17 protein-coding genes are annotated in these 23,520 nt (G+C 44.9%); 12 read left to right on the forward strand and 5 right to left on the reverse strand.

Going from position 1 to position 23,520, the window contains the following annotated elements; translation table 11 throughout:
- The 4 genes from QP794_RS05090 (at position 1) to QP794_RS05105 (ending at position 5,841) form a co-directional block, all read left to right on the forward strand.
- Positions 1-489, forward strand: coding sequence for a dihydrofolate reductase (locus QP794_RS05090; protein WP_079349222.1), 489 nt, complete (start codon positions 1-3; stop codon positions 487-489).
- 625 nt (positions 490-1,114) lie between these two features.
- Entirely contained in the window at positions 1,115-2,602 is a 1,488-nt protein-coding gene (locus QP794_RS05095; protein ID WP_024633996.1) for a glutamate synthase subunit beta, read from the forward strand.
- 300 nt (positions 2,603-2,902) lie between these two features.
- Positions 2,903-3,370, forward strand: a complete 468-nt coding sequence (gene fur, locus QP794_RS05100; protein WP_024633997.1) for a ferric iron uptake transcriptional regulator — start codon at positions 2,903-2,905, stop codon at positions 3,368-3,370.
- A 125-nt stretch (positions 3,371-3,495) separates the two neighbouring features.
- On the forward strand, positions 3,496-5,841 hold the full coding sequence (locus QP794_RS05105) for a type IA DNA topoisomerase (RefSeq protein WP_285075238.1): 2,346 nt from the start codon (positions 3,496-3,498) through the stop codon (positions 5,839-5,841).
- Positions 5,842-5,931: 90 nt separating this feature from the next.
- Here QP794_RS05105 and QP794_RS05110 read toward each other — a convergent pair whose 3' ends face one another.
- Together QP794_RS05110 and QP794_RS05115 are read right to left on the reverse strand one after the other, a co-directional pair.
- Complete coding sequence (locus tag QP794_RS05110) at positions 5,932-6,696, reverse strand: HAD family hydrolase (protein ID WP_285075239.1); 765 nt, start codon at positions 6,694-6,696, stop codon at positions 5,932-5,934.
- A gap of 43 nt (positions 6,697-6,739) precedes the next feature.
- Complete coding sequence (locus QP794_RS05115) at positions 6,740-7,660, reverse strand: ArsR/SmtB family transcription factor (RefSeq protein WP_285075240.1); 921 nt, start codon at positions 7,658-7,660, stop codon at positions 6,740-6,742.
- 201 nt (positions 7,661-7,861) lie between these two features.
- On the opposite strand from QP794_RS05115, the gene QP794_RS05120 reads away from it, so the two are divergent.
- The 5 genes from QP794_RS05120 to QP794_RS05140 all read left to right on the forward strand — a co-directional run bounded on the left by QP794_RS05120 (position 7,862) and on the right by QP794_RS05140 (position 13,396).
- Entirely contained in the window at positions 7,862-9,061 is a 1,200-nt protein-coding gene (locus QP794_RS05120; RefSeq protein ID WP_285075241.1) for an MFS transporter, read from the forward strand.
- Positions 9,062-9,144: 83 nt separating this feature from the next.
- The gene (locus QP794_RS05125; protein ID WP_024634002.1) at positions 9,145-9,870 is read left to right on the forward strand and encodes a phosphonate ABC transporter ATP-binding protein; all 726 of its coding nucleotides are present in this window, start codon (positions 9,145-9,147) and stop codon (positions 9,868-9,870) included.
- Positions 9,871-9,886: 16 nt separating this feature from the next.
- Positions 9,887-11,215: a hypothetical protein gene (locus QP794_RS05130; protein WP_285075242.1), complete on the forward strand. Its 1,329-nt coding sequence runs from the start codon at positions 9,887-9,889 to the stop codon at positions 11,213-11,215.
- Positions 11,208-11,906 carry a response regulator transcription factor gene (locus tag QP794_RS05135; RefSeq protein ID WP_024634004.1) on the forward strand — a complete coding sequence of 233 codons (699 nt, stop codon included), beginning with the start codon at positions 11,208-11,210 and terminating at the stop codon, positions 11,904-11,906. Before QP794_RS05130 ends, QP794_RS05135 begins: the two co-directional genes overlap by 8 nt.
- Complete coding sequence (locus tag QP794_RS05140) at positions 11,903-13,396, forward strand: sensor histidine kinase (RefSeq protein ID WP_285075243.1); 1,494 nt, start codon at positions 11,903-11,905, stop codon at positions 13,394-13,396. Before QP794_RS05135 ends, QP794_RS05140 begins: the two co-directional genes overlap by 4 nt.
- A 99-nt stretch (positions 13,397-13,495) precedes the next feature.
- On the opposite strand, the gene QP794_RS05145 is transcribed toward QP794_RS05140, so the two are convergent.
- The gene (locus QP794_RS05145) at positions 13,496-14,722 is read right to left on the reverse strand and encodes a glucose-1-phosphate adenylyltransferase (protein ID WP_285075244.1); all 1,227 of its coding nucleotides are present in this window, start codon (positions 14,720-14,722) and stop codon (positions 13,496-13,498) included.
- A gap of 195 nt (positions 14,723-14,917) precedes the next feature.
- Between QP794_RS05145 and glgB the strand changes: the two genes are divergently transcribed.
- The 3 genes from glgB (at position 14,918) to QP794_RS05160 (ending at position 20,160) form a co-directional block, all read left to right on the forward strand.
- Positions 14,918-16,939 carry a 1,4-alpha-glucan branching protein GlgB gene (gene glgB / locus QP794_RS05150; protein ID WP_285075245.1) on the forward strand — a complete coding sequence of 674 codons (2,022 nt, stop codon included), beginning with the start codon at positions 14,918-14,920 and terminating at the stop codon, positions 16,937-16,939.
- Positions 16,936-18,378, forward strand: a complete 1,443-nt coding sequence (glgA, locus tag QP794_RS05155) for a glycogen synthase GlgA (RefSeq protein WP_024634008.1) — start codon at positions 16,936-16,938, stop codon at positions 18,376-18,378. The genes glgB and glgA overlap by 4 nt, the downstream gene beginning before the upstream one ends.
- Before the next feature lie 75 nt (positions 18,379-18,453).
- The gene (locus QP794_RS05160) at positions 18,454-20,160 is read left to right on the forward strand and encodes a NosD domain-containing protein (protein ID WP_285075246.1); all 1,707 of its coding nucleotides are present in this window, start codon (positions 18,454-18,456) and stop codon (positions 20,158-20,160) included.
- A gap of 89 nt (positions 20,161-20,249) precedes the next feature.
- Here QP794_RS05160 and QP794_RS05165 read toward each other — a convergent pair whose 3' ends face one another.
- Together QP794_RS05165 and QP794_RS05170 are read right to left on the reverse strand one after the other, a co-directional pair.
- Positions 20,250-22,001 (reverse strand): alpha-glycosidase, encoded by a 1,752-nt coding sequence (locus tag QP794_RS05165; protein WP_285075247.1) that lies wholly within the window; start codon positions 21,999-22,001, stop codon positions 20,250-20,252.
- Between the two features lie 242 nt (positions 22,002-22,243).
- Positions 22,244-23,419, reverse strand: coding sequence for a M20 family metallopeptidase (locus QP794_RS05170; RefSeq protein ID WP_285075248.1), 1,176 nt, complete (start codon positions 23,417-23,419; stop codon positions 22,244-22,246).
- Positions 23,420-23,520: the final 101 nt, after the last annotated feature.

Raw genomic sequence — 23,520 nt, forward strand, 5'->3', positions numbered from 1 at the left:
TTGAGCATAGAACTGGTATGGGCAATGGGCGAGAACGGCGTCATTGGATTGAATAATTCCATTCCATGGCGTTTGCCTAAAGATATGGCCTTTTTCAAGCAGCGTACGCTGAACAAAACGATTATTATGGGACGTAATACGTGGGAGTCCTTTGGGGCCAAGCCACTTCCACAACGTCGAAATATTGTCGTAACCAGAGATTTGAACTATAAAGCGGATCAGGCTGAAGTGGTGCATACGATCGAAGAGGGGCTGGAAGTGACAAAAGGTGATGAGCTTTGCGTTATTGGCGGTTCCCAGGTTTATCGTGAGTTTTTGCCGCTTGCAGATCGGCTGGTGGTGACCAAAATCCATGAGGATTTTGAAGGGGATACCTTTTTCCCGGAAGTGGATTGGTCGGAATGGGAGCTAAAGGAACAGATTGAAGGCGAGCAAGACGAAAAAAATGTTTATGCGTATACGTTTGAGTTCTATGAACGAAAACGGTAATAGGGACATAAGATGAAGTAGAAGAGCCCAAACATATGCTGTAAACGAAATATAAGGGCGCTGATTTACGAAATATTCGTGAACAGCGTCTTTTTTTTGAAAATAAAATAAAATATATGTAGAATAACATATAAATAACACAAATATGACGTTAAAATAACGATCAATATAAATTTAATACATAACAATCATCACGAAGTGGTAAAAAAGTATAAAAGTTATAGGGTTTCACCGTTGTAAAGCCCTAAAATGGAATGATATTCGGAATTGATCTCGCAAAGCAGCAAAATTTGTTGTATTAAATGGCAAATTACCTCACATTCAAATGACATTTTGTCGGTTTTTCCATTAATTAAAGACTTGATTTTGTGTATCCATACCTGATAAATAACCAATTTAAGGGTATTGACCATGGGTAGACTTGGGCGATATGATGTATAAAATACAAATAATTATGCGGATAATCCATTTAATATTCAGCAAGCAAAGTGCTACTATAATTGAAATATCTTCGAGAAGCTTTTGTGATACAATATACAAAAAAACTCAAACATGAGTAATCCATTTCATATAGAACCATGCAGATGAAGGGATTAAGACAAGAACGGATGGGGGAAAACGTAAGATGTCTACACCTACTGGATTTATGGAATACAAACGGCAGTTGCCTGCGGACCGCCAACCAGCGGAGCGGGTCAAGGATTGGGAAGAGTTTCATAAACATATGGCTGAAGAAGAGCTCAGAACACAAGGTGCACGATGCATGGATTGTGGTACCCCTTATTGCCATACTGGTATAGATATGACTGGCGGAACGTCGGGCTGTCCTGTGCATAACCTGATTCCAGAGTGGAATAATCTGGTGTATCGCGGTTTGTGGAGAGAAGCGCTTGATCGTCTGCATAAAACGAATAATTTCCCTGAGTTTACAGGTCGTGTCTGTCCTGCTCCTTGTGAAGGATCATGTACAGTAGGTCTTATCGGTGAACCTGTAACCATCAAAACGATTGAAGAAGCGATAATTGAAAAGGGTTTTGAAGAAGGCTGGGTTGTTCCCCAACCTCCAGAGAAACGTACGGGTAAACGTGTAGCAGTTGTAGGTTCAGGTCCTGCGGGACTGGCTACGGCAGCTCAGTTGAATAAAGCAGGTCATTCAGTAACGGTATACGAGCGCTCCGATCGTGTAGGCGGTTTGCTGATGTACGGTATTCCTACGATGAAATTGGATAAAAACGTCGTTCAGCGTCGTGTTGATTTGCTGGAAGCAGAAGGCATTCAATTTGTAACCAACACGGAGATCGGCAAAGATATTGCTGCGCAGCAGCTGGTAGATGATTATGATGCGGTTGTCTTGTGCGGCGGTGCAACCAAACCACGTGAGTTCAACATTGAAGGCAGTGATCTGAAAGGTGTGCACTACGCCATGGATTTCCTGAATGGCAGCATCAAAAGTTACCTGGACTCCAATCTGGAGGATGGTAACTACCTGTCAGCACAGGACAAGGATGTTATCGTAATCGGTGGCGGGGATACAGGTTCCGACTGTGTAGCAACATCGCTTCGCCACGGTTGTCGGAGCATTACCCAATTTGGTACACATACTCAAGCTCCTATGGAACGTGATCGCATTAACAATCCTTGGCCGCAATTCCCGAACGTATATACTCTTGATTATGCACAGGAAGAAGCGAAAGCACTGTTCGGTGACGATCCGCGTGAGTTCTCCATTATGACGACCAAATTTGTGGGTGATGACGAGGGTAATCTCAAAGAACTTCATACCGTTCAAATCGAGCGTATTGTAGATGAGACAGGGCGTAAGATCTATCAGCCGATTCCGGGTACAGAGCGCGTGTTCCCAGCTCAAATGGCAATGATTGCTATTGGCTTTGACGGACCGGAACAGACTCTTGTGGAGCAACTTGGACTTGCAACAGACCGTCGTACCAACGTTAAGGCACGTTACGGCAAATACAATACCAATGTGGATAAAGTATTTGCAGCAGGTGACATGCGTCGTGGTCAAAGTCTGGTTGTATGGGCAATTAATGAAGGCCGTGAAGCTGCCCGTGAAGTGGACAAATACTTGATGGGTGCTACAGTTCTCGTATAACGAGTCGATAAGACACAGATCAGTATGGATTTGCAATATATGAATAAATTATAAAATTGATAAAGTGAAAGTCCTCGCAGTTTGCGGGGGCTTTTTTGTTATTTTATGATATTCAGATAAAGAACATCGACATTTATTTAGGCAAGTGTGCGGTATAGCATTGCTTTTTAGCTCCTAAAGATTTATTATTAGATTATAATGATTATAAATAAGAAACGCCATGACACTTAAAAACGACACGAATTGTGAAATGATAATATCTGGAGGTGCAACCTTATGACAAGTAACCGGGGCAAATCCATTTCAGAACAGATTGATGACATTAAGAAACAGTTGGTCGCAAAAGGTTATAAGCTGACACAGCAACGAGAAGTTACGGTACGTGTATTGCTTGAACATGAAAAGGATCATTTTAGCGCAGAGGAAGTATTTCTGCTAGTCAAGGAACAATTCCCCGAGATTGGCTTGGCTACGGTATATCGTACGCTTGAACTGCTTAGTGACCTTCAGGTCGTAGAAAAGATTAACTTTGGGGATGGTGCTGCGCGCTTCGATCTGAGAAGTACGGATGGCTCACATCACCATCATCATTTGATTTGCACGGAGTGCGGCACTGTGGAAGAGATTATGGAGGATGGCTTGCTTCGTCTGGAACAACAAATCGAGCGTCAGTACGGCTTTGCCGTTACAGACCACCGGCTTGATTTTCAGGGTGTGTGCAAGGAGTGCAGAGCGAAGCAAGCTTTGAATGAACAGGCAGCTGGGTAAATGCAGCGGGGAGGATGCTCCCGCAACCAAAATCTGATATAATAAGTTTCAGAAGCAAGGGGCTTCCGTGGGCGGAAGGCCCCTTTTTGCCGTCATGCGGACGGTGAAGGAGGAGAGATGGACGGATGAAGACACTGGTTATAGCGGAAAAGCCCGACATGGGCCGAACCATTGCCGCCGTCATAGAACCAAGAGCCAAGAACAATCGCAATTATTTGGAAGGTGAGCATTACATTATCACCTGGGCGATTGGTCATCTATTGGGACTTGCTGAACCGGATGCCTATGATTCAAAGTACAAGCGCTGGAATATCGGCGATTTGCCGATCATTCCGGATCAGTTCAAGATTGTGCCCAACCCCAGAACGAAAGATCAACTGAAAATTATCGGAGAACTTGCAAAAAGGGCATCGGCCATCGTTAATGCTTGTGATGCAGGGCGAGAGGGACAGTACATTTTTGCCTTAATTCAGCAGCAGTTGAAACTGCGTCAGCCTGTAAAACGTCTGTGGATATCGGATCTGACCGCAGAGAGTATTAAACGTGGTTTTGATGGCTTGAAAGATGCCTCGGAATTTGAGAATTTGACTCATGCTGCCCGGGCTCGTAGTGAAGCGGATTGGCTGATTGGCATGAATGCTTCTCGGGCTTTTACGACTCGACACAATGCCTTGCTTTCTGTAGGCCGGGTGCAGACTCCTGTGCTGGCTTTGATCTATGATCGGGAAATTGAGATTGAAGCGTTCCAGTCCCAGACCTTTTATGAAGTGCCCGCATGGTTTCGTCAAGAAGGAGTGGAGTACAGGGGATTACGTCAAGGGGACAAGCTGACCGACCCTGCCGTTGCTGAGTCGATTGCTGCCAGTGTGAAGGGGAAGACGGGACAGATTACCAAGTACGAAGCAAAACAAACCAAGGAGTATCCATTCCGATTATATGATCTGACCCTTTTACAGCGTGAAGCTAATGCCAAGTATGGTTATGGGGCGAAGAAAACGCTGGATATTGCGCAGGCGCTTTATGAGAAACATAAGGTGATCTCTTATCCGCGGACCAATTCCAACTATGTTACAGAACAGAATATTGAAGGTATGCACAAAACGCTGAATTTGCTTAAAAATGGATCTTACAGTGAATTGGCGCTAGGAGCAAAACCTGAACTCGTTCATAAAAATAACAAGGGTGTATGTAACCCGTCCAGAGTTGAAGATCACCATGCGATATTACCTACTTTGAAACGACCAGGTACGTTATCCAAGGATGAACAAAATATTTATGATCTGATCGTAAGACGTTTCTTATCCCATTTTTATCCACCAGCAGAGTACAAGCAGCATACCGTGCTCACCGAAGTGGAGAAGCACCAGTTCAAGACATCTGTGAAAGAGCTGCTCTCGCTGGGTTGGAAAGTGGTACTGGGATCTGTGGATCAGGAGCAGACAGGCAAGAAAAAGACGAAGAAAAACAGCAACGAAGAAGAGGAAGCAGAAGAATGGACGGACAAGGCATTTGCCGTTCAACCTGAATTGCCTGTTCAGTGTTCCAAAAGTGAATTCAAGGAGAAGGCGACACAGCCTCCCAAGAGTTATACGGAGGGAACATTGCTGAAAGCGATGGAGAGTGCAGGGAAGCAGATCGAGAATGAAGAGCTGCGTGATGCAATGAAGGACAGTGGACTGGGTACACCAGCGACTCGCGCCGCAACGATTGAAAGACTTAAAAACGTGGGTTACATTACGATGCAGGGTAAAAAGATGCAACTGACGCTGAAGGGCCGGACAGCCATTGAATTGATCCGCAAGGCAGGCGTGGATTTGTTGACTTCGCCTGAGATGACGGGCCAGTGGGAAAGAAGATTGTATCAAATTTCCAAAGGTGAAGCCGGCCAGGACAAGTTCATGGAGAACGTCAAGAAATTTACCATGTCCATCATTGATAAAGTACGTGTGCAGGCACCGGCACCAGCTGATGCTTTTGGGGAAGATACGCGTGGGGGGCGGGGTAAAGGGAAGGGAGCTGGAGCCCAGAGAACCAGCGCCAGAACATCCGCCAAAACAACAGGTACCGGTGCGGGCACAAGTGTGGGTGCGAAGACTACACGTCAAACGTCGAGAGCGTCATCCAAGACTGGTAGTGTTGCGAACTCGACAGCACAAACACGATCTTCGACTTCTAGCCAACCGGGTGTCCGTGAAACGCTGGCATCCTGTCCATCACCGGGTTGCACGGGTCAGATTATTGAGGGCAAGAAAGGTTATGGCTGTACACGTTTCAAGGAAGGCTGCGGGTTTGTCATTTGGAAAGAGTACGTCGGCAAGAAAATCACAAGTACGATGTTGAAATCGTTGATTGAAAAGGGCAGTACTCAGGTACTTGCATTTAAACGAAAAGACGGAAGTACGGTGAAGGCGCGTATTATTTTGCAAGATAAGGTAACAGGCAAACTATCCGCGGAGAAGCAAGATGCATAAGTTTTTGGATGTAATATCTGAAAGAAGAACGAGAAGCCTAATGTACTAGTGCCAAGTTCAATCATCTTAAATAAAACAAAAAAATGACCCTTATCCAAGGGTCATTTTTTGTTGCTGCTGTTGTATATTTTCATGGATGACCTTCGGTACCTCTTCCAGAGCAGTGATGGTATACATTGATGTCTCCGGATTAGGTTGAAGCTCGACCATGTTGTATTGCCACTCGTTCGGCTGTTTAATATAGATGCTATGGATGCCTGCCGTCACGGCTGGCATAATATCCGTACGCAGTGAGTTCCCAATCATCCACGTTGCACGACGCTCAAACGGGCCAGTAGAGAGAATACCTTCAAGTGCCTCAATGTTCTTATGTTGCCGAATGTAGATTCGGTCATCGAAATAAGCCGATAGCTTCATCTGATCAATCTTCCGCTGCTGAATGACAGTTTCTCCGCCCGTGTACAGGTAGAGGGCATGTCCAGCTGATTTAAGATTCTCTAGCGTTTCCACCATATGAGGATAAGGCTCAACCTCTTGGTCATATACACTCATTCCTAATTTGGTGAGGTAAGATTCCTCTTGGGGAGAGGTGGGTTTTGCGTACATCTGGGAGAAGTAACGGTAGGTATCAATAAGGGATTGCGGGAAATGGTGACTTGCAAATCCCAGTTTATTGACCCCGGTTACATCGATCTCCAGCTGTTTCTCCCTAATTTGTTGAACCGTCAGGGCATGTCCGTCAAACCACTCCTGCATGTTCTCGAAGAATTCACCAAGCACCAGATTGAAATATTTATTGCAGTACACAAGTGTATCATCGAGATCAAACAAAATATGTTGTTTTATTATTTTCATATCCAATTCACTCCTTGCAGCCAGCAGCACAGTTGTTCATATTTTATATGCGAATATAAGATTCCAGGAACATGTTCAACTCCGATACGCCATCTGGTCGAATACTGTACTTCTCTTTGCGATTACTGCCGAGCAGATGGGTTCGCAGCAGTCCAGCGATGCGCAGTGCCATAACCTGATCTTTAACCATATCCTCGTCCTTGCCCAGCTCTTCACACATTTCAGCGAGCGACTTTGGTTCACCTGACACGTAACGGAGCAGACGAAGTCTTTCCGGATCGGCCAGGGCATGTGTGAAACGAAGCAAACAGGTTGGTGGTTGGTCTTCATCCTCTTCAGGTGCATCCACAGGATACTGCATAATCATCATGCCCTCATAGAAGCAGTACATATTAATGGGACGGTTGTGAACGGTTGGAAACAGGATTACTTCATCCAGTCCAGGCATCGGTTCAACCAGAACACCCGCAGTAGCGTATTCAATAAGTAATTCAGGTCCCATTTTATCCAGCAGTATGCGTTTCTCTTCAGCATCTTCCTCCAGCCAGATACGATAATCCTCACTCATATGCTGGCAGTAATGCTGATCCCAGAGTCGCAAAAGTGGCACATAGCTGTCCCGAATACGAGTAGATTCTTCTATTGTAAGATGGGGCAACAGAGCAGAAACACGTGCGAACAGCTCTTCGGCTGTCTGTCCAGCAAGCATATCCAGAAAATCAATGTTTTCATTGGAATCGTTCCGATAGGCCGCCCATGCAAACAAAACGTCAAAGTCATCAAAAGGCCATGTGGCAGCAGGTGCGAGCGCAGCTCGAACATTGGAACTTAGTTTGCCTTCCACCTCAATGATCCATTCAGGGCCAACATCCAGATGTTGAATCCACTTCTTCGTTACATATACCAAAAAGCTATTGAGCATTTCATATATCGGTGAAACATCGATTTTAACATGATAAGCCATATGATGCAGAATCCTCCCGTCACATCTAAATGTACGCAGCGACTTAAGTACTATTATGGCTTGTTTTGCAGGGCGTTGTCCACTATAATGTTCAAGTCCAGGGGAAAACCCCTGGCGTAACCATGCATGATCATCAGAATAGTTATAACATGCGAAAGGTCGTCAGAGATGGCGATTTTTCTTTGTATGCTTGCAGGAGGAATGATTCTTGTGTCATTGATAACCACCCCAAAATTGTCACATTCAACATCTAACTATCTTATCCTGATAACCGTTATAGTTGTGGCGGGGATCAGCCAGGGGCTTTTATTGCCTGTGCTATCCATATTTTTAGAGCAAAAAGGAGTCTCACCGGGTTTAAACGGATTGAATGCTGCCGCATTGTACGTGGGGTCCTTTGCGATGACCTTGGTGGCCGAACGACTGCTGGGAGCTATCGGTTTCAAAAAGCTGATTATTGGCGGACTGTTATTTGTCATGATTCCCCTAATCCTGTTTCCTTATTTTCCGGATATCAAAATTTGGTTCATTTTACGTCTCGTGGTCGGGATTGGTGATAGTGCACTCCATTATTCTGCCCAGTTGTGGGTACTTCTGGTGACCGCACCCGAAAAACGAGGACGATACATCTCTTTATATGGCATGTCCTATGGTTTGGGATTCAGTATCGGGCCACTGGGAATCAAGCTGCTCGGGTTTGGTGCTGCTGTTCCATTCTGGGTATTGTTTGTTTGTATGGCCGCAGTGCTGGTCCTTGTATTATTGAAGCTTCCCGATACGAAGCCGGAGAAGGCAGAGCATGGACAACTGCCTAAACGCCGTTTCCGTCGTAGTCTGGCCTGGGCATGGTATGCACTGTTGCCTGCTTTATTGTACGGGTACATGGAAGCCGGAATGAACAGCAATTTCCCCGTATACGGACTGCGTATTGGTTTGGATGCCAATCAGATTTCTTCTTTGCTGCCATTTGTCGGAATCGGGGGTCTGTTCCTGCAATTACCTCTAGGCATGTTGAGTGACCGTTATGGTCGAAAGCAAACGTTGATGTTTGCCGGTATTACTGGTGGGATCATCTTTATGCTCGTACCGGTGGCCGGCACACATTTCTGGTGGACGCTTGTGCTATTGACCATAGCAGGAGGTCTCGTAGGTTCATTCTTCTCGCTTGGCCTGGCTTATGCCGCAGATATTTTGCCCAAAGCGCTGCTGCCCGCAGCGAACGTTGTGGCCTCATTTCATTTTACAATAGGAAGCATTATTGGACCGAATCTGGGTGGGCAAGTGATCAACTGGATTTCACCCGGAAGTATGTTTATGTTACTTGGATTCATGTATCTTCTTTTTGGTGCAGCAGGTGTATTATTTCGTCGTAAACCTATGCTTGAATCTGTGGTAAAATAGAAGCTGGTGTTCGCATGGAAATTGATGTCCATTTCCGAGTACACTAGTAGTAGGGAAAAACATGGACAAGAGGAGACATCGCGATGATCAGAGTTGAGGGGTTAAGCAAATCCGTTGGAGCGGATCGGGTTCCGGTTCTGCGGGATATACGATTCGATATGCAACAGGGAGAAATGATCGGTGTAGTAGGCTCAAGCGGAAGCGGAAAAAGCATGCTGCTTAAATGCCTTGCTATGATGGAAAAATGGGACAGTGGTCGATTTACGGTGGATGGAGCCGAGATTATAAAAGAAGGTTGGTCCGGAAAACGGAAAATTAAACGGGAATGGGCATACTTGGAGCAGAATCCGCAATTGTATCCGAGACGTACAGCCTTGAAAAATGTATTGATCGGTCGGTCTGGTCAAACCCCTTTATGGAGAATGGTGACAGGTATGGTTCGTTCCGATGATTATATGGGCGCAATGGATTATCTGGAAGGACTGGGGTTGCTGGATAAAGCACACCAGACGGCAGAGAAGCTCAGTGGTGGCGAGAAGCAGCGTGTTGCGATTGCTAGAGCGCTTGCACATGGTGCAAAAGTTGTTTTGGCGGATGAACCTGTCATTGGGCTTGATCCTCATACAGCAGATACGGTGCTGGAAACGCTGCGCAAATTGTGCGAAGAGGAACGTGCTACCGTAATTGCAGTATTGCCAATTGAAATGGCAGAGAAACATGCAACCCGCATCTGGGGTCTAGCGGAAGGCAAGATTGCTTTTGATATACGGGGACGTCGGTTGACACAGCAAGAAAAAAATATGATTTAAACTATTGAAAAGAGTGATGAATTTGCTTAATTCACGGTGGGGGCGCCTGTTAGCGGGGGGAGCATTAACGATCCTGCTCGGTTCAGTCCTTAGCGGATGTACTGTCCTGAGTGATCCCAAGCTTCTGATGAAACAACCCATGATGTCGATGGACAAGGAGAGACTACTTACAATTGTACAGAAAGAACAACCTCCTGAAAGCCAATTAATCAGGCCCAAAGACTTGAACAATACAAGCATGATACGGGTGGCCGATTTGAATGGGGATGGGACCCGAGAGGCCATTGTTTTCTACGAAACTCCGAGTGAAAATGTTCGGATTCATGGCATGCTTCTCGAAGAGCAGGGTGATACCTGGGTGAAAAAACTCACTTTTGATGTTCCGGGAAATACCCTGCAATCCTTTAAATTACTGGACATCACGAACGATGGAAATCCTGATATTGTTCTAGGGGTGAGCCTTGAAGCCCAGAAAGCTTTGATGGCCTATTCTTATAAAGGGGGAGCCCTTGAACAGGTGATGGGCGGTGTACCGTATAATCAGTTAATTATTGATGATTTACAAGGGAATCCTTTGGATCTGAACGGGGACAAAAAGAATGATTTTGCTATCGTTTCGCTCAATACCAGCGGATTTGCTTCCATTGCCTTATATCAATATGATGAGGGCAGTTTTAAGGAAGTGGACCGTATACAGACGGACTATACAGTAAAAGAATTTTATAATGCACTTGGAGGTCAAATTGCCAAGGATAAAGTGGGCATCGTTTTGGATGCCGAATTGGATGACCGAAGTACTTTTACGCAGATTGTGTATGTAAAAGACAACAAATTGGTGTATGCATTCAATTCCCCCGATCAAACCTATAGAGATGACAAAATTTTAAGCGGTGATTTTAATAATGATGGTATTATTGAATTTGGATTGAAGGAAACACCCAGAGGCTGGGAACATTACGTATTTGATGCTCGAATGTGGTTCTATACTTTTTATCAGTGGAACGGTAAGGATGGCAAAGATTTCGTATCCTTCCAGTATCGTGATGATGCGAATGCATTCCACCTTAACCTGAAAACAGATTGGTATGGAAAAGTTACAATAGACACCAAATCGGAAAAAGGAAAATATATTCGTTTCAAAATGATTGATACGGATGAAACCGTAGGTGAAATTAAATATTTTACACTTACGAAGTGGGAACAGGAAAAAGGTAAAGGCTGGAAGGAAATTACTAAATCAAATGATCGAGTGATTGCTTATCGTAGCGCACAATCTGCGAATAATGATGGTGGATTACTGGACAATATGTCGCATCTGAACAGAAAGGAAGAACTTAATGAGTAAAGTACTTATTCTTGAGGATGAAGAATCCATCCGCAGTTTTATTGTTATTAATTTGAAGAGAAACGGGTTCGAAGTGCTCGAAGCGGGAGACGGACACGAAGCGCTTCGTATTCTGCAAACCGTTCCAGATATTGACTTAGCTTTGCTGGATGTTATGGTTCCTGGTATTGACGGATTTGAAGTGTGTCGTCGTATTCGTGAAACGAATGAACGTCTAGGTATTATTTTCCTGACAGCCAAAGTGCAGGAGCAGGACAAGGTATATGCACTCTCGGTTGGAGCAGATGATCACGTAAGCAAGCCGTTCAGTCCAACCGAGTTGATTGCACGCATCCAGTCCTTGTTGCGTCGGGTGAATGTTCACCGGGAGACGGCTGCCAAGGTAACGTTCCAATCGGGGCCATTTTCACTGGATTTGATCTCCAAGCAATTCAAGAAGCAGAATGAATTAATTGAGTTAACACCAACCGAATTTTCCTTGATTCAATTCTTCCTAGAGAAAGAAAACACTCCGCTTAGTCGAGATGTACTGCTGGATCACGTGTGGGGCAAAGAGTATATGGGTGATCCGAAAATCGTGGACGTAAACATTCGCCGCTTGCGCCAGAAAATTGAAAACAATCCTTCCGAACCTGAATACCTGCAAACTGTATGGGGACATGGGTACAAATGGAAGGGCCGGGATCAATGATCAAAAAAGGCATTACGCGGCAGATCGTACTACATTACTTCATTGTAGTATTTCTGGCTCTGCTGTTGGTAGAGTTCGTATTTTTGATTGCAGTGCAGAGGTACTATTATGAGAGTATTTATAATACGATTAATCAGCAGATAACATCCACGAATGATTTTAAAGAAACGTTATCTCGTACGGATGAAGCTAATAATTTATCGTATTTGCTCGCAAATTTACAATTGGTTAGTACCGAGCTGCAAATCCTTGATATGGATGGTCGAGTTTTGGCTAGTTCAACGGCTTTCGAGTCCGAACATGCCGTTCTTCAAACGAGCGATATATCACAGGCCATGAACGGAAGCATTGGTCGTTGGGTGGGTAGACAACCCCTTACGGGTGAGCAAGTCATGGCGGTATCCCACAAGCTAGATTTGGGTGGCGAAAATACTTATATTGTAAGGTACCTCACCTCGCTGGATATGGTTAATTCGAAGCTTCTGGTTATGGGACTGCTAGCGGTTGCTGTAGGTGTGGCTGTACTAGTTATTGTTTTAATTATCAGTATCGGAATGGCGAATTCAATTGTACGTCCCCTCAATAACATTACAGCCGTTTCAGCTCAAATGGCCAGGGGACGGCTGGATGTCCGAGTTAAAGGGAATTACAAGCACGAGCTTGGCGAACTGGCGTCTACATTGAATTTTATGGCACATGAGATTGTACGCAGTAACCAGATTAAAGATGATTTTATTTCATCTATTTCGCATGAATTGCGGACACCTCTGACCAGTATCAAAGGCTGGAGTGAAACCCTGGATTCAGGCGGATACGATCCGGATGAGACGAGAATTGGAATGAGTATTATCTCCAAAGAAACCGAGCGACTGATCGGTCTTGTTGAAGAAATGCTCGATTTCTCCAAATTGCAGCAAAATCAGATGAAGCTTGTAAAAGGCTCAGTGAGCATTCGAGAAATTGTTCAGGAAACGATGTTGAACGTCTGGGCCAAAGCGGAACAAAAGCAAGTACATCTCAAGCTGGACACAGATGAGACACGTGCGTTTAACGTCTTTGGAGACGGAAACCGGTTGAAGCAGGTCTTTCTTAATCTTGTTGACAACGCGATTAAATTTTCTCATGAAAATTCGTGGATTTTCCTTTCTGTTAAAGAAGAGAAGGGGCAGATCATAGCTGCTGTTCAGGATACCGGTATCGGAATCAGTGAAGAACATCTCATCAAAGTACGTGACCGGTTCTTCCAGGTGAATCATCAGAACGGGGGAACTGGGCTGGGTCTTGCCATTACGCAGGAACTTGTGGAACTGCATGAGGGTACAATCACAATTCAGAGTGAGCTTGGGTCGGGAACCACAGTTACTGTTTCTTTGCCAGCATTGCCTGAGGAAGAGGCTGGTATAGGAGAAGCTCCTAAGCATGACAGTGACTCTGAAGGAGTACAGGAGACACAGGACCAGCAGACAAAGTCCGATAAGGAAGGAATATAATCCTAGTTGGTAAAGTTACGGATACGTATTTGTATTCGGAAAAGTGTTGTGTCTAACGCACCAAAAAGGCGAGCCATTATGGCTCGCCTTTTCTTTATGTTATGAAGAAAGTTCACCTGTGCGCAGGCGTCCGCTTTTTTCATAAACATCTTTTAGCATACGTACCGGTTGTGTGCGTACAGCCGGTTTGGCGGAAACAATCTCATTAGGTCCGACAACCATAATTTCATCTGCTGTACCTTTGACAATGGCGCCGTCTTTGATAATGGCACCTTCACCAATAATGGCGCGTTCGATATGAACACCGCGACCTACCCGTGCATTTGGCATGATCACACTGTCTTTAACCTCAGAACCTTTACCAACTTCGGCTCCGCAGAAAATAACAGAGCGTTCAGCACGGCCATCCATGGCGCAGGATTCATGTATCATGGATTGCAGAAGCTCAGCACGTGTATGACGCGCTTTAAATGCACTCGGTTTGGTTCTCCAGTCACGAGTATACATCGGCCAGTCTTCTTTTTGCAGGCTCCAGCCTTCCTCATTGTGAAGCAGATCCATGTGCGCATCCCATAAACTTTTCACCGTACCCACGTCTTTCCAATAACCATTGAAGTTATATACGAAGAGGGGAGTGTTTTCATTCAACATTTGAGGAATTACATCTTTACCGAAGTCATGGCTGGATTCCGGATTAGCGGCATCTTCGATCAGGTGACGCTTCAGATATTCCCATTTGAACATGTAAATTCCCATGGACGCCAGATTGCTTTTTGGTTCGGCCGGTTTCTCTGCAAATTCCGTTACTCTCAGATTTTCATCAGCTGCCATAATGCCGAAGCGGTGAGCTTCTTCCCAAGGAACTTCCATAACGGAGATGGTCGCTACCGCTTGGTTAGCTGTATGTGCTTCCAGCATTTCACGATAATTCATATGATAAATATGGTCACCCGACAAAATTAGAACATTTTCGGGGTTTTGTTGGTCGATATAGTCGATATTTTTATAAATAGCATCCGCGGTTCCCAAGTATTCGTCATTTCCTGTATGATAAGATGGAAGTAAGGAAATTCCTGCCTCACTTGAAGTCCCATGTCCCCAAGGTTCTCCGCCACCAATGTGATCATGCAATGAATCAGCTTGGTACTGCGTCAAAACACCTACAGTATCGATGCCTGAGTTTACGCAGTTGCTGAGGGGAAAATCGATAATCCGGTAGTGCCCGCCAAACGGTACAGCGGGTTTTGCGATACTTGAGGTTAAAGGGGCTAATCTCTTCCCCTCTCCTCCCGCCAACAGCATAGCGATGCAATCTTTATTAAACATAATCGTTTCCCTCCCAAGATATTTGTCCAGTGTAGTACATACATAAACGCAATGCGGAGCTATTGAAACGATGTATACTGTAAAAATCCTGAAAAATTACAACATTTTTTTACACACCGCATTTTTCTTTTCAACTTGGCTAGAATGGGGTAATGGTTACTGTTAAATCTATTTTCTGGAGAAGAAGGTGATCTCTTGGCCATTCAACCGTTAGCAAATCCGGAAATTTCGCCGGAGCACATTTATTTATTTCATGAAGGAAACCTTCATCACAGTTATCGAATAATGGGCGCACAGCCTGCGTTCGAAGATGATCGTCAGGGGTACCGTTTTACTGTGTGGGCTCCGAATGCCACAGAAGTAGGCCTGGCTTTAGACCGAAATGGATGGAAAGGTGAACAGGAACCTTTATATAAGATACCCGATTCTGGATTTTGGAGTCGTTTTATTCCGGAAATCGGTGAAGGAACTTTATACAAATTCCGTATATTAACGGAAGATGGTACAGAATTGCTTAAAGCTGATCCTTATGCTTTTCAGGCAGAAGTTCGCCCACGTACGGCATCTGTCACCAGTTCCATTGAAGGTTACAAATGGAATGATGGAGCATGGAGACGCAAACAACGAGGCGTGTATAACAAACCTCTACATATTTATGAAATGCATGCTGGAACCTGGAAAAGGAAAGAAGACGGTTCTCTTTACAGTTATCGTGAAATTGCGGACTTGCTTGTTCCTTATTTATTGGAGATGAAATATACCCATGTAGAGATGATGCCCCTGAGTGAACATCCTTACGACCTTTCGTGGGGATATCAGAACACAGGTTTTTATGCACCAACAAGCCGTTACGGGCAGCCTAAAGATCTGATGTATCTGGTGGATACTCTACATCAGGCGGGAATAGGCGTATTGCTCGATTGGGTCCCTGCACATTTTGCCAAGGATGCTCATGGCTTGCGTCTGTTTGATGGAACCCCTTTGTATGAATATGCTGATCCGCTGTTAGCAGAGAGACCAGGCTGGGGCACCCTCAGCTTTGACTACTCTAAACCCGAGATACGTTCGTTCTTAATTTCCAATGCGCTATACTGGATGGAAATGTACCATTTCGACGGACTCCGGGTCGATGCAGTAACTAGTATGCTCAAATTGGATTTCGAAAAGCAGCCAGGACAGTACCGAACCAACAACGAAGGTGGCCTGGAAAACAAGGAAGCTGTAGCTTTTTTGCAGCAGTTGAATGAAACAGTCTTCAAGTACTTTCCATATGCACTGATGATGGCAGAAGAATCCAGTGCATGGCCGATGGTTACGTCGCCAGTGGATCAGGGCGGGCTGGGTTTCAACTACAAATGGAACATGGGTTGGATGAATGACACGCTCGATTACATGGAATCGGATTTTCACGAGCGTCCTTCCAAACATCATTTGCTGACATTCCCGGTCGTATACTCCTTTGCTGAAAATTACGTGCTTCCTCTGTCTCATGACGAGGTTGTTCATGGCAAAAAGTCACTCCTAGACAAGATGCCAGGAACATACGAGCAGAAATTTGCCGGCATGCGTGCCTTTATGGGGTACTTTATGACATTCCCAGGCAAAAAACTGCTGTTTATGGGTGGAGAATTCGGCCAGTTTATCGAATGGAAAGATGAAGATCAACTGGACTGGTTTTTGCTGAACTATGACAGTCACCGTAAACTCCACAAGTTTGAACGGGATCTGTCTGAGCTATACTTGGGCGAAAAAGCTTTGTGGGAGCTTGATCATTCCTTTGACGGTTATGAATGGATCACTCCGGATGATCAGAACCAAAGTGTCATTTCATATGTGCGCAAAGGAAAAAAACCTGCGGATACACTCCTTGTGCTCATTAACTTTCAGCCGGTCAAGCGGGAGCGTTACCGGATTGGTGTCATGCGTCCCGGTATGTATACCGAAGTTCTGAACAGTGATCATTCCGATTACGGCGGATCAGGCATTATCAATGATATGCAGCTTACTACAGAAAAGATTCCTTTTCATGGGCAACCACATAGTCTGGAAGTTGTTTTGCCACCGCTAAGCGTAGTTATTTTAAAAAAGAACACACGTCGGAAAACGGATGCATCACCCCTTGAAGTTCAATCCGTCAGATCAAAAGCCAGTACAACTAAAACCAGTAAAACAAAGGATAGCACTGCAGTTAAACCCAAAAGGAGGACGAAGGCATGAATATTCTATTTGCTGCTGCTGAAGTACATCCATTTATTAAAACCGGAGGTCTTGCTGACGTCATTGGTGCGTTGCCACAGGCACTAAAGAAGAGTGGAGCAGATGTTCGTGTCATTTTACCCAAGTACAAGAGCATTCCAGAGGAATACAAAGAAGCCATGGAGCCTGTCATTACAACGGATGTGCCGCTTGGCTGGCGCAGACCTTATTGTGGGATAGAGATGCTGGTCCATGACGGAATTCCTGTTTATTTTGTGGACAATGAATACTATTTTGGACGGGATGGCGTGTACGGATATATGGATGATGGCGAGCGTTTCGCTTTCTTCAATCGTGCTGTACTGGACGTGTTGCCGCAAATCGAATTCAAGCCGGATGTGCTGCACAGTCACGATTGGCACGCAGGAATGATTCCTTTACTGCTGGAGGCTCACTACGCACATGATCCGTTTTACAGTGAGATGAGAACCGTATTTACGATACATAACCTGTTATATCAAGGTGTGTTTCCACATGATTTATTCAGTGATCTGCTTGAGCTGGACGATCGCTATTTCACGGCAGATGGCGCAGAATATTACGGTAACGTCAATTTTCTGAAAGCTGGAGTCGTTTTCGCGGACCATGTAACGACCGTCAGCCCTACCTACGCCAAGGAAGTTCAAACCTCCTATTATGGCTATGGTCTGGATGGATTGCTCAGTTCTCTGGGGGATCGTTTCACAGGGATTGTCAACGGTATTGATACCAAGAGTTACAACCCGGCAGCGGATAACAAAATTGCAGTTAAATACAGAACGAGCTTGTCCAAGAAAATCGAGAACAAGATCGAACTGCAGAAGGAGTTAGGTCTGCCTGTACGTCCGGATGCCCCACTTATGGTGATGGTTACAAGGCTGGTCGATTCCAAAGGACTGGATTTGGTCTGTCGTGTATTGGATGAATTATTATATTATGATGACATTCAATTCGCAGTATTGGGCACGGGAGATCCGGCTTATGAGCACTGGTTCCGTGAAGCGGCTAATCGTTATCCACTGAAAATGTCTGCCCAGATTACATTCAACGATGGGTTATCCCGCCGATTCTATGCAGGCAGTGATCTGTTCCTGATGCCATCAAGGTTCGAGCCATGTGGTATTAGCCAGTTGCTAGCACTCCGTTATGGCAGCGTACCGCTTGTCCGGGAAACAGGGGGTCTGAACGATACGGTGCAGGCATACAATGAATTCAGCGGTGAGGGGAATGGGTTCTCTTTCACCAGCTTTAACGCCCATGACATGATGAATACAATCCGCCGCGCCGAGGCGTTTTACCGACAGCCCGAGCACTGGAAAAAGATCGTGAAAAATGCAATGAGCGGAGACTATAGCTGGAACGTCTCAGCTGAAGAGTATATGGGTATTTATCGCCGCATAACGCTTGAATCTGTGAAATAGTTTGGGACAAATGAGCCGCAGTATATTCGTACTGCGGCTTTTTTGTATGATCCTAAGAGGAGGCGAAATTTAAAAATGAACAACTACATTAATTTTACCTCTACTTACAATCCTAATTTGCAGGCTTTAAGCAGTGTCGACGGTTATGATGCCGTCAAAATGAATGACATGTTTGGTCAGATTATGGGCAATATCGCAGCCGTCCAATCTACGCTGACAGGCAGCCTTATTGATGTCAAGAATTTTGCTCCAGGAGATGGAAGTGATCAGACAGCCCCGATCAATGCTTTTTTTGACTCGGCACAGGAAGGGGATGTTTTATTATTTACGCCAGGGCATTATAAAGTCGTCAAGACGGGCTGGTTCTATACGTTTAGCGGCAGATCCGTTATCATTAAGGCCCTTCCAGGCGCAATCTTAGAGGTCTCGGATCAGGGAATCCGGATTGAAGGCAGCAATCATGTAGAAATAAGCGGTTTGACCTTGGTACGCACGACTCAAGCAGCTTGGAGTAAAAACAAGACAGGGCTGCACATCGAAAATTCAAGCAATGTATTATTGCAGCACAATGATATCAGCAAGTTTACGGATGGGATCGGAGTCAATGGTTCAAGCAGTCAAGACAATCCCGCCCGAAATGTCGTTATACGAAACAACAAGCTGCACCACTTGGGAGAAGAACCGATTGCAGTTCGGAGTCATTTGGTTTTTGTGGTAATTCGTGAGAATGATTGTCACAGATATCTTGGGGATGGCATTTTGGTCAAGGCAACATGGCATGTTTCGATCACCGACAACTTTCTGCACACCCCTGTATTATCGAGTGATCCAGATTATTCTGCTTTTTCAGGCGGACAGCAAGTAAATAATATGCCTAAGGTCGGTGGTGGGATTACCTGTAACAATGAGGGAGGAGAGACCGGAGCCAAAAACCTGCATATTCATGGCAATAGCCTGATCGGAACAGCATTTGGTGTGGGGCTTATCGGATTCGAAGGCACATTTGTGACCTCCAATTATTTTTATGATATCAAATTAACTTCTGTCATCTCCGTGTCTTTCTCCTCATCCATATATAATCCAAATAACGTAAGCAACCATCTCTTTGTAATCCAGGGTAACCTGATTGATACCATCTCCAGACCAAGTGCTACCGCTGCCATTGAAGCAAAAACGAGTACGGGTGCAGAAGGCATGGACGTCGGAATAATATCAGATAACATCATCATTCCAAGAGGGAAACACTGGGGAATTGTCGCGGATGGACATATTATTGTAAAAGGCAATTATATTGCCGAAGCGGGCATAGCCATGGATATTGCCAATGGAGTGATTGCATCGAGCAACATCATCGAGCCTGGTTTTGAAACGACCAATCCTGACCGAATGGTGAGTTTGCATAATGACTGTACATTTTCTCATAATTCAATTACTGGAAAAGGTACGTGTCTTCAATTACGAGGCTCCAACAATATCATTACTGGAAATCGCTTGAAATATGAGGGAACATGGTGGGCGGTGCATCTGGACACTGTGAATAACACGGTGGAAGGAAACCTCATAAGAGACAACATGCTGATGGTTACCGCAAGTGCGGCGGGACGTTATCTCTTTGGCGCAAGCCCATTGACGAATGGGAAAAACGTAGTGGTTGATCTGGTTAAGGATACTAACGGGACATTTTATCAGCTCGTCAATGAAATTGTTATGCTGGGTGCGAATTCTACGCGATGGAGAATAACTGTGGATGCAAAAGGGGATTTGAAAACGACAAAGTTATAGCTAAGTTCAGTTCTTTGCCAGAAAACTCCTGAAGTATCCGAAGATCATTGAAGGTTGTTTTCAATATTTCAGGAGTTTTAGGCATATGATCAGCTCGGTTCCAATTGTCTATACAAAATGCGGTAGCCGTAAGGATCAAGTTTAATATTCATCATGCCATTGGTAGGAACAACGGCATCCTCGGTAAGGGCATCCTTCCAGTCTTTGGTTTCCATCGGATGTGACAGGGTACGTTCTTGCGGAGTATTGTTCATCCACACCGTAAAGTGGAGAGTGTCATCCATACGTTCGTAAATGATGCATGGATCATTGCGATCGGCCTTCAGGAAACGAAAGCGACCTTTGCGCAACGCTTCATTACTTTTTCGTAAATCAATCATCAGGCGGTAGAAGTCATATAGCTCCTGATCTTGCTTGGCAGGGTCCCACTGCATACATTTGCGGCAATCCGGATCACCTTCTCCACGTAGACCAACCTCATCCCCATAGAATATACAGGGCGTACCAATATAGGTGAAAAGAAATACAACCGACAATTTTAATCTGCGTTTATCTTCTCCAGCCCGAGTTAGCAGACGTGGGGTGTCATGACTGCACAGCATGTTAAAGATGACTTCATTGGTTTGTTGCGGGTAACGCATAATGAGTGATCCCATCTCGTTCGCGAAGTTATAACCATCCATAGAACCGCAGAAGAATTCGAGTACTTTGTCGGCAAAAGGGTAATTCATCACGGAATCAAATTGATCCCCCATGAGCCAGGTCAGGGAATCACTCCATACTTCGCCTACAATGTAGGCTTCCGGATTGGCGGTTTTGACTACTTTGCGGAAATCGCGCCAGAAGTGATTATCCACTTCATTGGCTACATCCAGACGCCAGCCGTCGAGTTTAATTTCCTTGATCCAGTATTCAGCGACATCGAGCAGGTACGCTTTGACCTCGGGGTTGGCGGTGTTGAACTTGGGCATATTGCCATAAAATCCAAATGTATCGTAGGTAGGAATACCATCTTTAATCCGCACTGGATATTCATTGATATGAAACCAGTCTGCATATTTGGAATTTTTGCCGTTCTTCAGTACGTCCTGAAAAGGAGGGAAGTCTTCGCTGCAGTGGTTAAAAACCGCGTCAAGCATGACACGGATCCCACGGTGATGACATTGTTCCGCCACTTTTTTGAGCATGTCATTGTCCCCGAAATGCGGGTCTACTTTTTTATAATCAATGGTATCGTATTTGTGGTAGGAGTTTGCTTGAAATAGCGGGGTAAAGTAAATCGCATTGACACCGAGTTTAGTTAAATCGTCCAGGTGGTTGAGCACACCTTGCAGGTCTCCGCCAAAGTAGTTATCCAGTTCAGGTCGGCCACCCCATTCCTGGGTTCCTTCCGGGTTCAGATCGGGATTGCCATTCGCAAACCTTTCCGTCATGATCTGATAGAACACGGCTTCCTTGGCCCATTCTGGAACTTTAAATACATCAATTTCATGAATGTAGGAAAATTCATAATATCCTCCGGTAGCATATGGGAGAGCATAATGAATTCCGTTGTCAGCGAGATAAATATTCTCGGTACCGGCGGTAATGCGGAAGATGTAAGTCAGACGTTTGAATTTGGGCTTAACTGCAGTTTCCCAGTAATCAAACATACTGTCGGAAGCAGCTTTCTCCAATTGAATTTCCTTATAGGTTCCATTCCAATCGTATTTATCACCAGTCAGTGCAGTCACATATTGTACATCGTCTCTCTTCGTTCGTACACGCAGGTGGATTGTCGAGGGATTATAAGCATAAGCCCATTTATCGCGGGGAACGTGATACATCGCTTCGAGCAGCATGACAACACCTCCTGATTTTAAGATAAAGTTATAGCTATAAATAACCAAGTTAGACAGCATTTGAACCATGTAAACAGCGTGGGATGCAAAAATTTCAACATTTTTCAACGCTTTCTTTTCACAGCATTTCCAGCTGGTGTCCGTATATACGTGTTTATTATAAACAAAAAGGGTGCTCCTTAAGACCTGAAATGCAGGTCCTTCGAACACCCTAGGTTAATATACAGCAGTTTGCGAAAAACTTAGCGACTTGCTTGTTTAAACTCGGTTTGAATGGTTTGCAGCAGCTCAGGCTGTGTAAGAACATCATAAGCAGTTGCAGCAATTGCCTTGGCTCCAAGAATCATGCCATCCAAGGCCCGTTCCTGTAGTGCCAAATCACGGAATTCAATGGAATGGAGGGTATGAACTTCGTCCACAACACGAATATAAGGGTGAATTGCAGGACAGCGCAAGGAAACGTTACCGATATCCATGGAACCATGATCGTTACCCGTTACGATTTCCTCTTGAGAAATACCGAGCTCTAGCAGATTAGCACTGAAAGCGGCAGATAACGTTTCATTTGTAACCATTTCATCATAGGAAGTCTCGTAATTGGATGTAACCAGCCGGCACCCGGTTTGCAGAGCAGAGCCTTCGGCAATTTGAATCACACGTTGGGTCAGGATATTTAATTCTTTTCTGGTTGAAGCACGTACATAGAACTGGGCCGAAGCATAATCAGGAATGATGTTGGCTGCCTGTCCTCCGCTATTAATAACCCCGTGGATACGAACCGTACTCTTCACTTGTTGGCGGAATGCGTTAATTCCATTAAACGTCTGGATGACCGCATCCAGTGCATTGATGCCTTCATGTGGACTTGCAGCAGCATGTGAAGATTTCCCATGGAATTCAAATTGTACGGCATCAATAGCCAGGGAACTCCCAGATTTCTCATAGGCGTAATAAGGATGAGCCATCAGCGCAACATCACAGTCATCAAATAACCCTGCCTCAGCCATAGGCACTTTGGCGCCCCGGGTTTCTTCCGCTGGTGTACCGAATACTTTCAATGTTCCGCCTACTTCATCGAGTATGGACTTCAGACCTACCGCAGCTCCGAGGCTCATCATGCAGATTAGATGATGGCCACAGGCATGACCGATTTCAGGAAGTGCATCATACTCACAGAGAAGGGCAATAGTCGGACCAGGTTTGGATGCAGCATATGTACCGATAAATGCAGTATGCAAGCCAAGAACAGGAGCTTCTACGGAAAAACCGTGGAAGGCAAGTTCTTCCTTTAACCGAGCAGAGGCGAGATATTCTTCGTTACCCAGTTCGGGATTGGCACCGATGTATGATGAAATCTCCTTAAAACGGGAAGCATATTGATCAATTACAGTTAGAATTTGAGATTTGGTATGTGTCATGGTGGACTCCTTAAGCAAAAATGAAAATAATTTAATAATTATATCATAGATGCAGTTATTTTTCAGAAACTAGTCAAGATTTGTAATGTCGAAATGCATTG

This window comes from Paenibacillus sp. UMB7766-LJ446 (assembly GCF_030226665.1).
Classification (GTDB): Bacteria; Bacillota; Bacilli; order Paenibacillales; family Paenibacillaceae; genus Paenibacillus; species Paenibacillus vandeheii.